The sequence below is a fragment of the Psychrobacter glacincola genome, assembly GCF_904846075.1.
GTDB lineage: Bacteria > Pseudomonadota > Gammaproteobacteria > Pseudomonadales > Moraxellaceae > Psychrobacter > Psychrobacter glacincola_C.
The window spans coordinates 535,000-550,288 of record NZ_CAJGZH010000002.1 but is presented as its reverse complement, the minus strand read 5'-3'; the positions used below and the strand labels follow the sequence as shown (position 1 = coordinate 550,288).

Annotated in this window: 11 protein-coding genes; 9 read left to right on the top strand and 2 right to left on the bottom strand. The window is 44.3% G+C overall.

The features are described 5' to 3' along the window. Positions 1-137: 137 nt before the first annotated feature. On the top strand, positions 138-929 hold the full coding sequence (locus JMW85_RS08440) for an ankyrin repeat domain-containing protein (protein WP_227681737.1): 792 nt from the start codon (positions 138-140) through the stop codon (positions 927-929). 151 nt (positions 930-1,080) lie between these two features. On the opposite strand, the gene JMW85_RS08435 is transcribed toward JMW85_RS08440, so the two are convergent. Further along, on the bottom strand, positions 1,081-2,073 hold the full coding sequence (locus tag JMW85_RS08435) for a dienelactone hydrolase family protein (protein WP_201581443.1): 993 nt from the start codon (positions 2,071-2,073) through the stop codon (positions 1,081-1,083). Positions 2,074-2,482: 409 nt separating this feature from the next. Between JMW85_RS08435 and JMW85_RS08430 the strand changes: the two genes are divergently transcribed. The 8 genes from JMW85_RS08430 (at position 2,483) to mmsB (ending at position 14,151) form a co-directional block, all read left to right on the top strand. Further along, positions 2,483-3,682 (top strand): MFS transporter, encoded by a 1,200-nt coding sequence (locus tag JMW85_RS08430; protein ID WP_201581442.1) that lies wholly within the window; start codon positions 2,483-2,485, stop codon positions 3,680-3,682. A gap of 268 nt (positions 3,683-3,950) precedes the next feature. After that, positions 3,951-5,621, top strand: coding sequence for a fatty acid--CoA ligase (locus JMW85_RS08425; protein ID WP_201581441.1), 1,671 nt, complete (start codon positions 3,951-3,953; stop codon positions 5,619-5,621). 207 nt (positions 5,622-5,828) lie between these two features. Next, on the top strand, positions 5,829-7,883 hold the full coding sequence (locus JMW85_RS08420) for a propionate--CoA ligase (protein WP_193008211.1): 2,055 nt from the start codon (positions 5,829-5,831) through the stop codon (positions 7,881-7,883). Positions 7,884-8,243: 360 nt separating this feature from the next. Next, entirely contained in the window at positions 8,244-9,728 is a 1,485-nt protein-coding gene (locus JMW85_RS08415; protein WP_201581440.1) for a CoA-acylating methylmalonate-semialdehyde dehydrogenase, read from the top strand. 63 nt (positions 9,729-9,791) lie between these two features. Beyond that, positions 9,792-10,952, top strand: coding sequence for an acyl-CoA dehydrogenase family protein (locus JMW85_RS08410; RefSeq protein ID WP_201581439.1), 1,161 nt, complete (start codon positions 9,792-9,794; stop codon positions 10,950-10,952). 42 nt (positions 10,953-10,994) lie between these two features. Continuing rightward, positions 10,995-11,777, top strand: a complete 783-nt coding sequence (locus JMW85_RS08405) for an enoyl-CoA hydratase (protein WP_201581438.1) — start codon at positions 10,995-10,997, stop codon at positions 11,775-11,777. Positions 11,778-11,838: 61 nt separating this feature from the next. Continuing rightward, on the top strand, positions 11,839-13,083 hold the full coding sequence (locus JMW85_RS08400; RefSeq protein WP_201581437.1) for an enoyl-CoA hydratase/isomerase family protein: 1,245 nt from the start codon (positions 11,839-11,841) through the stop codon (positions 13,081-13,083). Between the two features lie 123 nt (positions 13,084-13,206). Beyond that, on the top strand, positions 13,207-14,151 hold the full coding sequence (gene mmsB / locus JMW85_RS08395; RefSeq protein ID WP_201581436.1) for a 3-hydroxyisobutyrate dehydrogenase: 945 nt from the start codon (positions 13,207-13,209) through the stop codon (positions 14,149-14,151). A gap of 75 nt (positions 14,152-14,226) precedes the next feature. Here the strand turns inward: mmsB and JMW85_RS08390 are convergent, their stop codons facing one another. Beyond that, positions 14,227-14,985 carry an IclR family transcriptional regulator gene (locus tag JMW85_RS08390; protein ID WP_045446365.1) on the bottom strand — a complete coding sequence of 253 codons (759 nt, stop codon included), beginning with the start codon at positions 14,983-14,985 and terminating at the stop codon, positions 14,227-14,229. Positions 14,986-15,289: the final 304 nt, after the last annotated feature.

The window sequence follows — 15,289 nt, the reverse complement described above, 5'->3', positions numbered from 1 at the left end:
GTGTATAACGTTAAAGTCTGATATAAGCCTATATTAACCGAGGGTCATTGTCATTCATAGCTTATAATTTATAGATTATTATTTAATGAATCTGTATAATACTTCTCACTATTTAATTTGTATTTGAAGGTTGAGTCATGAGATTTTTTGGAAAAATGAGCGCATCAGCGGTTATGGCAACGATGTTATTAGCAGGTTGCTCAAGCCTAAACAATGATAACAGCGTCACTAAAATGGACACTATCCAAGCTGCTCAAACCGCACCAGTCACACAAGTGGGTTTTCGTTTCAGCACTACTGAGAATTTTGATCTTGCCAATCAAAACAAACTTTCTTGGCGTGTGTTTTATGACAAACCCTCTACAGGTGTAGATGCTACTTGGTTTGACGCCGTAAAACATGGTGATCTAGCCACGGTTAAATACATGGTTAACAATGGTCAAGACTTAGAAGTTAAAGATACAGGTAGCCTTAACCAAACGGCGTTAGGCTGGGCTGCTTTTATCGGCTATAAAGATATGGTCGATTACTTAATCAGTAAAGGCGCTGATATCTATGCTAAAGATGACGGTGATGTGTATAACGTCATGAAATCTGCTGTACTGGGAAAAAATACCAATATTGTCAAAAAAGTACATACGTTATTGAATGAAAAAGCGCCTGTGGACTTAAATGATCAGACGGTAGAAAGTGATGGTGAAACCTTGATTATGGTTGCAGCTAGTAATAATCGCCTTGAAACTGTCCAATATTTATTGGCGCAAGGCGCTAATCCGAATCTAGTGGCAACAACCAAAGACAAAAAAATGGGCTCGTATAATCAAGGTGCCTATTCATATGCGTGTTCGCGAGATTTGGTTGATATGCAAAAGCTATTAGCCGCCAATGGTGCTGTGAATCATCGCACTGGCAAAGCGAGCTGTGAATAATTGCGTTAATGACTTTACAAAAAAGGCTGCCATTTCGGTAGCCTTTTTCTATGCTAAGCGCTCCTAAGTCAGAGAGTGACCAGCGGATTGTTTATAAGTGTCTAGTTTATCAGTACCTAGTTTATAAGTGCTTTTCTCATGAGTGCCTTGTTTATGAGCAGTTTTTATAGTCGTAAGCGGATATACGAGGATTGTTGCCATAGTTGTCGTTACTACATAAAAACTGATTAAAGCGGATATCGCCATTAATATAGCGATGCATCCAAGCAATACCTGGCTTGCTCAGCAATATCTCATTAAAACGATAACTTGGACAAAAATGGCTACCATTCTTTATCTCAATCTTCATTTTTGCGCCTGTAGCTTTATCATAAAAACGACTGCTGTATTTTTTATTTGAGGCGATACGGTCATTTTGGCAAGTAATGAATAAAGCAGGCGTGTTCATTTCGCCATAGTCTTTATCATGATAGGGCGTTTGCGGAATAATCGCTCGAACCGTCTGACGTTTTGTCGCTAGCTGGAGTGCGCCGCCGCCGCCCATTGACCAGCCAATAGCACCCAAGCGCGTACTATCTATCTGAGCGCCTACCGTATTGTCACGAAGCATATGATAAAGCGCGGCACTTAACTGTGCCGCACGGCTCTCTGGGTCATCATAAATGGAGTTGGTATCGATGGTAATAACCACAAATCCCCAAGATGCCAAACGCGGCCCCCACCATTTAATAGAAGATTCGTAGGACACATAACCGGGTATCACTGCGATTCCGCCTAACAGACCACAGCCGCCCGCGTTGGTTGGATAATAAATAGTTCCGCCACCAAAGCCTTTAGCTAACTGACGAGGAACAGCTTTCTTAGCCACCGAAAAAGGCCCCTTATCACGCGTATCTGACAGATTAGCCGCTGTAATAATACTGTCGGCGATACAGTTTGACGGCACGGCTGGTGTTGATACAGGCGATGTTATTGCAATCGCTGACGCTATCGGGGTTGATACTATTTTGGACGATTGCTCTTTAATTGTGAGCTTGTTCGTTGCGGCTACTTCGTCTAACGTAACTGCCGACGCATTTATAGAAAAAACCAGTGCACCTATGGCGACAATCCATTGCGAATAAAAAGGATATTTGGGCATCATAGAGAGTCTGCTATAGGTGAGTTGGATTTTGCCGCAGGTTATATTTTGTGGATATAAGTTTTTGTGAATCGCATTTATATATAATAGATCAAAATAATAGTAGACAGTAATCTGCTTGCTGTCAAAAATATACGTCACCTACGCAGTATACAAAGCAGCAATTTTTAGTGCTCAACAGACCCTAAGCATAAATAAAGCAATACCGATAACACACCGAAACCAGAGTCTGGTATTTGGTGTGCTAAAATCATACATGACGGCTATCCCTAGCATCAGCCATTATTGTCATCATTGTTTTTGTCATTATTTCAGCTATTATCGTCCTATTTCTATTACTCACGCCAGATTATCCGCGTCCAACATAGCCTGTATCCCTGTGAAAAATACCATCAGTAAACCCCAAAATAATATGCCAGAACCTCTATCTACACCAATCAATAATGCAACATCGTGGGTCTTAAAGCTCACCATTGGCTTGATTGGGATGTTTGCTTTTTTGCAGGTCTATTCTATTCAGGCTATTTTGCCAGTATTGATGATGGATATGTCCGCAACTGAGGTGCAGGCGGGCATGATTGTCGGTGCTACCATATTGGCGATTGCTATCATGTCGCCATTCTTGGGCATGCTGTCTGACGCTGTGGGGCGTAAATCCTTTATCGTTGGCGCGTTATTATTTTTAGCGATACCAACTGCTTTAATTGCCCAAAGTCCGAGTATTGGTTGGATGGGCATGTGGCGGTTTATGCAAGGGTTGTCTGTACCGGGCATTACCGTGGTGACGATTGCTTATATCGGTGAAGAGTTTGAGGGACGCGCTGTCACAGAACTGATGTCGTTCTATGTCTCAGGCTCGGTACTTGGCGGCTTTATGGGGCGATTTTTACTTGGGCACTTGCACGAGCTTATCGGCTGGCGTGCAGGCTATTATGTGATGGCAGCGATGACCCTTATTGGTGCGCTGTGGGTCGGCAAAATGCTGCCATCATCACAGCAGTTTGTGGCCAATCCGAATTTTCGTTCCGCGATGCAGACGCTCGGTGAGCATTTAACCAATCGTTATGTGGTGACGGCTTGTCTGCTAGGAGCGTGTGTTTTATTCTCACTCGTGGGTTGTTTTACCTTTATCAATCTACATCTTGCTAAGACGCCATATGAGTTGAGTACGGGTGCGCTTGCCAATATTTTTGCCGTTTATTTGATAGGCGTTGTCATCACGCCATTGTCGACGACCTTGCTACGTCGCTTTGGTTCAGCGCGCACAGTGCGCGTGGCTGTTTTCGTTTCTATGATTGGGGTGCTGTTAACGCTAGTAACGCCGTTATGGGGCATTATTATTGGTCTTGCTATTATGTCCTCAGGTGTCTTTATCACCCAAGCTGCCACCATCAGTTATATCGCCGTCAATGTTAAAAAAGGGCGCTCATTGGCGTCTGGTTTATATTACATGGGGTATTATGCTGGCGGTACGATGGGTGCGTGGTTATGCGGCATGGCTTATGCGCGCGGGCAGTGGTCGCTCACAGTATGGCTGCTCTTATTTGTACAGATTTTGGCATTACTGGTTGCCAGTTTTGGCATGATTAAAACAAAATCACGCGCGGCTTGATGGCCGTTTTTGAGCAATATTCATCAAGCTATTGCAGCTTAGGATGTTTACGTAAGGTCGCTTTACATAGCACCTATTTTTTCTTACTATCGATATAGCCTGTTCAATACACCTTAATAATTCTATTAATAATGTTAGCCGCTATCAATTTTTAAACAGCCAATTTTTTATAAGTAAAAGCTAAAATAACTAGAACTGCGTGCCATCAATTATCCATGATTCACCCGCATAATAACTTATCCGCATGACCAACAAGGACGTCATATCTATGTCAAATATTTACCACAGCGCCCCTTCTGCTTACGATTATCCCTTATTAGTTAAGCAACTATTGAACCGTGCCAAAACGGTGTCGCTAGAGCAAGAAATCGTTTATGCTGATAAAAAACGCCTTACCTATAAAGATTTATTCAATCGTATCAATCGCTTGGCCAATGTCTTAGCAGGTTTAAATCTAGATGCAGGTGATATAGTGGCGGTGATGGATTGGGACAGCCATCGTTATCTGGAGTCGTATTTCGCTGTACCGATGTCAGAGTATATTTTGCAAACCGTTAATATCCGCCTATCGCCAGAAAAAATTCTTTATACCATCAATCATGCTAAGCCAAAAGTGCTGCTGCTTAATTCTGAGTTTGCGCCATTGGTCAAAAGCTATCAGTTTGAAAACTCTAGTATTGAGCATATTATTTGGCTAGATGATGATGGCGTGACATCTGAAGGAGTCTTCGGTGGTAATCAAAACCGCGTAGTAGGTGAGTATGAAGCGTTATTACAAGCTGCTGATAGTGAGTTTGACTTCCCAGATTTTGATGAAAACACCATTGCCACGACGTTTTATACCTCAGGCACGACGGGCGATCCAAAAGGCGTATTCTTTAGCCACCGCCAGCTAGTATTGCATACTCTTACCGAAGCGGCGACATTAGGTATGCTGCCCGACAAGCAAGGCGTCAGCTACGGTGATGTCTATATGCCGATGACGCCGATGTTCCACGTGCATGCGTGGGGCTTTCCATTTACCGCGACCATGGCTGGTCTGAAGCAAGTGTATCCAGGACGCTATGCACCAGATGTGTTAATGGATTTGATTATTAATGAAAAAGTCAGTATTACCCATTGTGTCCCAACGATTTTGCAAATGGTGCTCAAAGAAGCGCAAGATCGCGGTGCTAGCTTTAATGGTTTAAAAATGATCATCGGTGGTTCAAGATTGACTGAAGGCTTGGCAAAAACAGCCATGGCACAAGGCATCGAAGTATATACTGGTTATGGTATGTCAGAGACAGCGCCCCTTATTAGCTTGACAGAATTTAGTCTCGACGAGCCTGAAATGAGTGAAGATGAAGATATCGCTCGCCGTTGTATGACTGGTAAGCCCGTACTGATGGTGGACGCTCAAATATGGAGTACCAATAATGAGTCGGTTGGTACCGGTCAAGACAATACTGGCGAGCTGGTATTACGCGCACCTTGGCTAACGCAAAGCTATCTAAAAAATGACGATGCGGGCAAAGAGCTGTGGGAAAACGGCTATATGCACACCCAAGACATTGCTTATATACGTCCTGATGGTTATATTAGAATTACTGATCGCTTAAAAGATGTCATTAAGTCAGGCGGCGAGTGGATATCGTCATTAGAGATTGAGACGATTTTGTCGTTACATCCAGCGGTCGCTGACGTATCTGTGATTGGGATACGTGACAAACAGTGGGGCGAGCGTCCATTGGCCTTGATTGTGTTAAAACCTAATGCTCAAGACACGAGCGTTGATGATATCAAAGCCATTGCCGAGAAAGCCGTAGAGCGGGGTATTATCCCGAAATATGGTGTGCCAAGTCAGTTTAAGTTCGTCAATGAGCTACCAAAGACTTCTGTTGGTAAACATGACAAAAAAGTGATGCGTGAGATGTATGCTGATCAAACTGAGGTATAGGCTTAAAGTGGCTTAACTATTGAGCAGATAACTGGCTTAATAGTTGACCTTTATTGTTAGCTCTGCTACATTTTAAACCGATACCTACTAAATCGATACGTAGTGTATCGATTTTTTTTCTATTAGAGATAGCTGGCAGGGATAGCCAATCTTTACTATGACATTATTACATCGTATTACCCATCATTTATGCTAAGGACAGCTATTATGAGCGAGCAAACCGCCACTTCAGTGACCAACCAATCGTCAGACCAAGCTCAGACTTCTCAAGCGTTATCTAATACCACTCAAACTTTTGCTGAAATTTATCACTCTTCTATTGAAAATAAAGAGCAGTTTTGGGCAGAGCAAGCAAAGCGTATCTATTGGCATAAAGAGCCTGAACAAATCCTTGATGACAGCAATCTGCCATTTGCGCAGTGGTATGTCGGTGGCGAGACCAATCTTTGCTATAACTGTGTGGATCGCCATCTTGCAGAGCGCGCAGAGCAGGATGCTTTTATCTGGTTATCCTCTGAGATTAACCAAGAGTTAATCGAAACCTTTCCTGCAGTCGTCGATGCGTTTAAAGATTTGGGTAATAACGTTGAGCTTTACACTGACTATACCAAACGTCGTCTGACCTATAATGACCTATATAAAGAAGTCAATTATTTTGCTGATGTGCTACAGCGTCATGGTATTGGCAAGGGCGATCGCGTTGTCATTTACATGCCGATGATTCTAGAAGCCGCTTATGCCATGTTGGCTTGCGCTCGTATCGGTGCGGTACATTCGGTGGTATTTGGTGGTTTTGCGGCTCATAACTTAGCCATTCGTATGGATGATGCCGAAGCAAAAATGGTCATCACGGTGGATGCAGGTTTGCGCGGTGGTAAAGTTATTAATTATAAAAACCTTGTCAATCAAGGGGTCGAGCAAGCAACAGTTAAGCCCGAACATGTATTGGTTATCAATCGTGGCATTTTACCATTTGAGCCAAAAAATATTGATGTTGATTATGCAACCCAGCGCCGTATCAGCTGTGAAGCCAATGCGATTGTCGAGCCAGTTTGGCTTGAGTCAAATACGCCATCGTATCTGCTTTATACTTCTGGTACGACGGGTACGCCAAAAGGCGTGCAACGTGATACAGGTGGTCACGCGGTTGCGTTAACGACGTCGATGGACTATATCTACGATGGCAAGGCGGGCGAGACATTTTGGGCGATATCAGATATCGGCTGGGCGGTTGGGCATTCTTACACCATTTATGCGCCATTGCTGGCGGGCATGACGAGTGTGATGTATGAAGGTCTGCCGCATCGCCCAAATCCCGGTATTTGGTGGCGAATTGTCGAAGCAAACAAGGTCAATATCTTATTCACGGCACCGACGGGTGTCCGTATGCTTAAAAAACAAGATGAGACATGGATGACGCGCTATGATGTCTCCAGCGTCAAATCCTTCTTTTTGGCAGGTGAACCACTGGATGAATCGACAGCCAACTGGCTGACTAAGCATTTAGGTGTGCCAATTTTAGACCATTATTGGCAAACAGAGTCTGGCTGGCCCATTCTAAGTAACACACCCAAATTCAATCATAAGCCGCACAAACAAGGCTCACCCGGTTATCCCATGTATGGTTATGATGCGCATGTCATTAATGAAGAAACAGGCGAACCTTGTAAGGCTGGCGAAAAAGGACTGCTCGCGATTCGTGCACCATTGCCGCCCGGTTGTCTGACCACGGTATGGCGAAATGACGAACGCTTTATTAGCAGCTATTTTGGTCTGTTTGATGGTAAGCAATACTCAACCTCAGACTATGCCGTGACTGATGAGGAGGGTTATTTTTATATTTTAGGACGAACTGACGATGTGATTAACGTCGCCGGTCATCGTATTGGCACGCAAGAAATTGAAGAAGCGATTAGTACGCATCCAGAGATGGCAGAATGTGCGGTTGTGGGTATTCATGATGAATTGAAAGGAGAGTTGCCGATAGCCTTTTGTGTGCTGAGAGATCATGAACAAGTCACGACCACCGAAAATCGTTTCCGTATTGAGCAGCAGGTCATCGGTGCTGTGGTCAAATCCCTTGGTGGTATCGCAAGGCCAGCGGCAATTTATTTTCCGCAAGCGCTACCAAAAACGCGCTCTGGCAAAATCTTACGTCGAGCCATTCGTGCTTTAGCAGAAGGCAACGAAACAGGAGATATGTCAACGCTTGATAATCCAACAGCGATTGAGGCGATTAAGCAGTCTATGAAAGACTACTAATACGATGGCGTATTAATTGAAAAAAGCCATCTAACGTTAATATTGAAAAAAAGCTCATGCACAATCATGGGCTTTTTTGTTTTCAATTTAAGGCGTCTCTTCATTTTTATCACTATTTAGTCGCTTTCGCTCAAACTGAAAATATACCTTACATAAAGTTTTTTTCGTTAACATAAACTCAGATAAAATTTTGACAAAGCGCTTGACCCTAAAAATGGTTTATTGGTATAGTCAATAACGATACGAAATAAATCATTTTATAAATTACGTTTGATCGATAAAAGCTCATCATTTTTTCTCTCTTTTTGAATATTAAGACACCGCTAAAGGGTAGTCTCGCAAACAAGATAAGGATATCTTATGCACCACGTCAAGCAGCTCATCAATGGTCAATTTGTTGATTCTAATACCAGTGAATGGATTGATATCACCGATCCTGCCACGCAAGAAGTCATAGCCAAAGTTCCGCAAACCACAGACGATGAAATCAATCAGGCGGTTGCAGCAGCCAAAGCCGCTTTTCAAACGTGGCGCAAAACACCGATTACCACACGTGCGCGTATCTTTCTAAAATATCAGGCACTGATTCGTGACCATATGGATGAGCTAGCAGAAATCTTGACCGCAGAGCAGGGCAAGACTATTGCTGATGCACGCGGTGATGTATTCCGTGGTTTAGAAGTGGTTGAGCATGCTGCTGGGATTGCAAATCTACAGATTGGCGATTTCGTTGAAAACGTTGCCTCAGGCGTTGATACCTATAGTATTTGGCAGCCACTGGGTGTCTGTGCAGGCATTACGCCGTTTAACTTCCCAGCGATGATTCCACTGTGGATGTTCCCAATGGCGATTGCCACGGGTAATACTTTTATCCTAAAACCTTCTGAGCAAGATCCAATGGTCACGATGCGTTTGGTTGAACTGGCAATAGAAGCGGGCGTACCTGAAGGCGTGCTAAACGTCGTACATGGTGGCAAGGCGACCGTTGATGCGATTTGTGATCATCCTGATATCAAAGCAGTTTCTTTTGTGGGTTCGACCAACGTCGGCAAACACGTTTATGAGCGTGCCAGTCAGTCAGGTAAGCGCGCACAGTGTATGATGGGCGCAAAAAACCATGGCGTTATCTTACCAGATGCTAATAAAGAGCAAACGCTGAATCAACTAGCAGGCGCGGCATTTGGTGCTGCTGGTCAACGTTGTATGGCGCTGTCTGTCGTTGTCCTTGTCGGTGCTGCCGGTGAGTGGATTGATGATATCAAAGCCAAAGCTGAGGGTTTGATCGTCTCAGCTGGTAAGCATGATAAAGATTTGGGCCCCATTATTTCTCCTGCCGCAAAAGCGCGTGTTGAGCATTTGATTGGTACAGGGGTAGAAGAAGGGGCGAGTCTATTGCTTGATGGTCGCGGTATTACGGTTGAGGGCTATGAGAAGGGTAACTTCGTTGGTCCGACTATCTTTGATAACGTCACTGCAGATATGCAAATCTACAAAGAAGAAATCTTTGGACCTGTCCTGTGTATCATGCGTGCCAATAGCTTAGATGAAGCGATTGAGCTGCTCAATGCCAACCCACATGGTAATGGTACTGCTATCTTTACTCAGTCAGGGGCTGCCGCGCATAAGTTCCAACAAGACATCCAAGTCGGTCAAATCGGTATTAACTTGCCGATTCCTGTGCCACTACCGATGTTCTCATTCTCAGGCTCACGTGCCAGTAAGCTTGGTGATTTGGGTCCTTATGGTAAGCAAGCGGTGCAATTTTATACCCAAACCAAGACCGTTACGGCGCGCTGGTTTGATGATGAAGCAAGTCGCGGTGTCAATACGACTATTTCAATTTAACGCTGAATCACCTATATTTGCACTGACGACTTAATACACCCTATTCAGCACAAGGATGACCCCATGGATTTTTCATTAACTGATGACCAAATTGCCTTTCGCCAAACTGCCAGACAGTTTGCCCAAAAAGAGCTAAAGCCTAATGCCGCTGAATGGGATCGCACCTCGCACTTCCCAATTGATGTGATTAAAAAATCAGGCGAGCTTGGATTTTTGGGCTTATATACCAATCCAGAATATGATGGCTTAGGCCTACCGCGTTTAGATTCTGCCATGGTTTTTGAAGAGCTAGCATGGGGTGATACGTCTGTGGCGGCTTATATGAGTATTCATAATATGGCAGGCTGGATGATTGGCGAATTTGGTAGCGATGCGCTGTGCAAAAAATACTTGCCAAATATGGTTAGTGGTGAATGGCTGGGCAGCTATTGTCTAACGGAACCTAATGCCGGTTCTGATGCCGCATCACTGCGTACCAAAGCTGATAAACAAGGCGAGCATTATCTGCTAAACGGCGAAAAAACCTTTATTTCAGGGGCGGGATCAACTGATGTGTTGGTCGTGATGGCACGTACGGGCGCTACAGGCCCAAAAGGGGTTTCTGCATTTGTGGTAGACGCTGACAGTGCTGGTATCGAATACGGCAAAAACGAGCATAAAATGGGCTGGAAAGCACAGCCAACGCGGACGATTAGCTTTAAAGACGTCAAAGTGCCAGTAGAAAACCTCATCGGCGAGGAAGGCCAAGGTTTTCGTATTGCTATGAAAGGCTTAGATGGCGGCCGGATTAATATCGGCATCTGTGCAGTAGGGACAGCGCAAGCGGCGCTTGAGACAGCGACCAATTATGTACAAGAGCGCAGTCAGTTTGGCAGCCCGATTGCTAGCTTACAGTCGGTACAGTTTAAGCTTGCTGATATGCTGACCCAAACCATTACCGCACGGCAAATGCTCTATTTAGCGGCGAATAAAGTCGACAATAAAGATGCGCAAGCCTCTACTTATTGTGCAATGGCAAAGCGTTTATCGACCGATCTTTGTTTTGATGTTGCTAACGAAGCCTTGCAGCTGCATGGTGGCTACGGTTATCTCAATGAATATCCGCTTGAGCGTCATGTGCGAGATTTGCGCGTACATCAGATTTTGGAAGGTACCAATGAGATCATGCGCGTGATTGTCTCGCGTCAGCTTATGCAAGATGATGCATTGAGCCAACTGCGCTAACCTATTTATATGAATAAAATGATTTTATAACAAGGATATTTCATGACGGATTATACCAACTTAAAACTATCAATTAATGGTCATATTGCGACGCTAACCCTAAATAACCCACCTGCTCATACGTGGACGATGGACAGTCTACAGGCGCTTAAGCAACTGGTCACTGACCTCAATGCCAACGACGAGGTATATGCACTAATCGTTCATGGTGATGGAGAGAAGTTCTTTTCAGCAGGCGCTGATTTAAATAATTTTGCCGATGGTGATAAAGGCCGCGCGATCAGTATGGCGATCGCCTTTGGTGAAGCATTTGAGGCACTGTCAGCCTATCGCGGCGTAAGCATCGCTGTCATCAATGGTTATGCGATGGGTGGTGGTCTTGAGTGCGCACTCGCTTGTGATATCCGTATTGCAGAAGACCATGCACAAATGGCATTGCCTGAGACAGGCGTTGGTTTGTTACCGTGTGCCGGTGGTACGCAAAATCTAACGGCTTTGGTAGGCGAGGGTTGGGCAAAGCGTATGATATTGTGCGGCGAGCGCGTCGATGCCCAGATTGCACTACGCATTGGCTTAGTCGAAGAAGTCACTGCAAAAGGTGACGGTTTATTAGCAGCACAAGCACTAGCGCAAAAAGTCGCTAAACAATCACCAGTTGCCGTCAGTTACTCCAAAGCGCTTATTCAAGCAGCAAGACACACACCGCCTGCACAAAACCTTATCCATGAGCGTGAAGCCTTTGTTAAATTATTTGATACCAAAGATCAGCGCGAAGGTGTGCAAGCATTTTTAGAGAAGCGTAAGCCCGTTTGGAAAAATAAATAAACGCCATAAAATCAAACTTAATGATACTATTTTTTTCTTTTAATATTTGTAGGTCACCTTTATGACAACAGCTATAGAAGGCGCAGTAGAAAAAAGCACAGCAGACGCATCGGTATTATTCAGCACCGAGCCGACAGATTGTGGTCACCTGATTGGAGTAATGACGTTAAACACGCCCAAATCTCTTAATGCCCTTAGCGTTGAGATGTGTCAATTGTTATCGCAACAACTAGAGCAGTGGCAATGTGATGAGCAAGTGGTGGCATTGCTATTAAAAGGCGCAGGCGACAAAGCGTTTTGTGCAGGCGGTGATATTCGTAGGTTATATGACAGTATGTCTATTGATGCACCGCTACCGAATCCTTACGCGACAGAATTTTTTGGTCATGAATATCGTCTTTATCGGCAAATGCACTTTTATTCCAAACCACTAATACTCTGGGGTGACGGCATTATTATGGGTGGCGGCATGGGCTTGATGGCAGGTTGTAGTCACCGCTTGGTCACAGAGCGCACGCGCTTTGCCATGCCAGAAGTGACTATTGGGCTGTTCCCTGATGCTTCTGGCAGTTGGTTCTTACAGCGTATGCCAGCTAAGACGGGCTTGTTTTTAGGGTTAACGGGCGCGATGTGTAATGGCAATGATGCGCTATTAGCCAATCTTGCAGAGTATGCCGTCGCCAGTAGTGACTATGATGCCGTCATACAAAGTTTAAAACAGAGTGATTGGCAAGTTGCCGCTAGTAGTATGGATAAATGCGATAACAATAGCGCTCATAGTATCGTTAGCCGTGCACTGGCTGCGCAACCAGTAGCTGAACTGCCTGCTAGTAAGTTGGCAACCTATTGGCAACCTATTGAGCAGTTGATGAACAGCGGCGGACTGGGTGATATCGATGCTTTATTACAAAGTGATGCGGCACTCGAAAAAATAGATACAGAGTTTGCCAATGACAGCTGGACGCAGCGAGCAGTAGATACTTATCGCCATGGCTGTCCAGTTACTGCTGCTTTAACTTATGCGCTTTATTATAAAGTCACTGACTTATCACTAGAGCAAGTTCTGTATTTAGAAGCCAATGTAGCCGTACATTGTGCGGCCAATCCTGACTTTAAAGAAGGCGTACGTGCGCTACTGATTGATAAAGATCGTAATCCACAATGGTCGCGTTCACTAGCAGACTGCCTAAGTAGCGAAGGGCAGGCGTACATACAGCAGCACTTTATGAGTCCTTATGCTAAAGGTGAGCATCCGTTAGGCGATTGGTTGGGTGATGAGGCTTTAGGCAGTCAGTCTGTGCGTTAAAAATTGAATTTATCAATTCAATATAGACATCAAATTAAAATTACACTCAATTAAATAGTTTACAGCTATATGTGTAGCAACGCCTGCGCGCATGATTAATACTAACCATCAAGGAATGATGAGATGAATACAAAGGATGTAAATGCCACCGATAACGATACTACTAAGCCAAATATTGCTTTTATTGGACTTGGTAATATGGGCGCACCAATGGCAGAGAACTTGTTAAAAGCAGGTTACCCGCTCTCGGTTTATGATTTATCGGCAGAAGCAACTGAGCGCTTGCAGCAAGCAGGTGCCAGTGTAGCAGACAGTCCTAAAGATGCTGCTCAAAATGCCCAAGTAGTTATCAGCATGTTACCTGCTGGCAAGCACGTCCATTCTGTCTATTTGGGTGAAGATGGAACCAACGGCCTTTTGGCAGAATTGCCAAAAGGTACTTTGGTCATTGATAGCAGTACGATAGCCGCAGCTGATGCAAGGACGGTAGCAGAGGCGGCAAGTGAGCTTGGCATCGACTTCCTAGATGCGCCAGTCTCAGGCGGTACGGGCGGAGCTATCGCTGGTAGTTTAACCTTTATCGTCGGTGGCAGTGCTGATGCGTTTGCCAAAGCAGAGCCAATACTAGCTGTGATGGGCAAAAACATCTTTCATGCAGGTGAACACGGTGCCGGACAAGTGGCAAAAATCTGTAATAACATGCTGTTAGGTATTTTGATGGCAGGGACGGCAGAAGCAATTAATCTGGGCGTCAAAAACGGTCTAGATCCTAAAGTGCTATCAGATATTATGTTGCAAAGCTCAGGTCGTAACTGGACGCTAGAGGTCTATAATCCTTATCCGCAAGTAATGGAGAATGTCCCATCTAGCAATGGCTATCAAGGCGGGTTTATGAGTAAGCTCATGCAAAAGGATCTTAACCTTGCCATGCAGACCGCTGAAGATACTCAGGTAGAGACACCGATGGGCGCTAAAGCGACTGAGCTTTATGCTGCACATACTGTCGAGAATGGTGATAGAGATTTCTCAAGCATTATGGCGCGACATGACAGCTCAGTATTGACTTAAATTATCAAAGTAGCTATGAAAAAGGTCTGCATTATTATCTTAATGCAGACCTTTTTTTTGCTTATATTGCATCATCTAGCTGGGTAGGTCATAGACAAGCGACTGAATATCTTTCGCTGCTTTTTGCAGTCGTGGGACATGGGTTAAGAGATCATCTAAAGACACTCGTATGGTCGGTGCATGAAGATATAGCGAAGCAAGGTAGCGCGACTTTCTATCCCGTATCGGTACGGCAATTGCCACCATCTCAGAGATAAACTCTTCATTATCGATACCAATACCTGTTTCAGCGATACGATCAAGCTCAGCGTTTAGCGCATCGATATCGGTAATCGTATTTTTGGTAAACTTATCCAATGACAGGTTTTGCAGTATTTTGTCGCGGCTTGTGCGCGGCAACTGACTTAAATATAGCTTGCCAGTCGCTGTACACCACATTGGAGATTTTGCGCCCACTGGCAAATAGATCTGTATTGGCAAGGTCGTATTTGCACGGTTGGTATAGATCATATTCATCTGATAAGGCACACCGATCCCGCAGGTCTCTTTTAGCTCATCAACCAGCTTTTGCAAGATCATTTGTCGCTCATTAAAGAACAATCGCTGCTGCCAAAGCTCAACACCCAAGTTGCGTACCCGCTTGCCCGGTATAATACCGCCGCCAATATCCACAGTCACAAACCCTTCATCGAGCAAATTTTGAATCAATCGATGAATGGTCGGCTTTGGAATATCAAGCTCTTGCGATAGCTCAAGTGGTGAGAGCGGTTTTGAGGCATAGGACACCGCCTCGATAATCTCTAACACACGGGTAATCGACGATACTTTAGGCATATGAGTGGCTCAATAAGAATAAAAAGAATACAGTAGGAAATACAACAAGGCATTAACAGATAAAAGTAAATACGCAGCCTTGCGACAAATTTTCCTATTCTCTAATTTAGCATAATATCAAGCTTAGACAAGATCTAGTTACTTTATATGCCAATACTAAATGCATCCATACTAACGTCACACAGTCATACGACATTGAAATTTATACTAATGCTTTATTTTTCTGAAAAGTTTTCTAAAAGCAATAATTACTACACCAACTCACAAAATACAACAAACTGTAGTAATAAGCTATATAACTGTC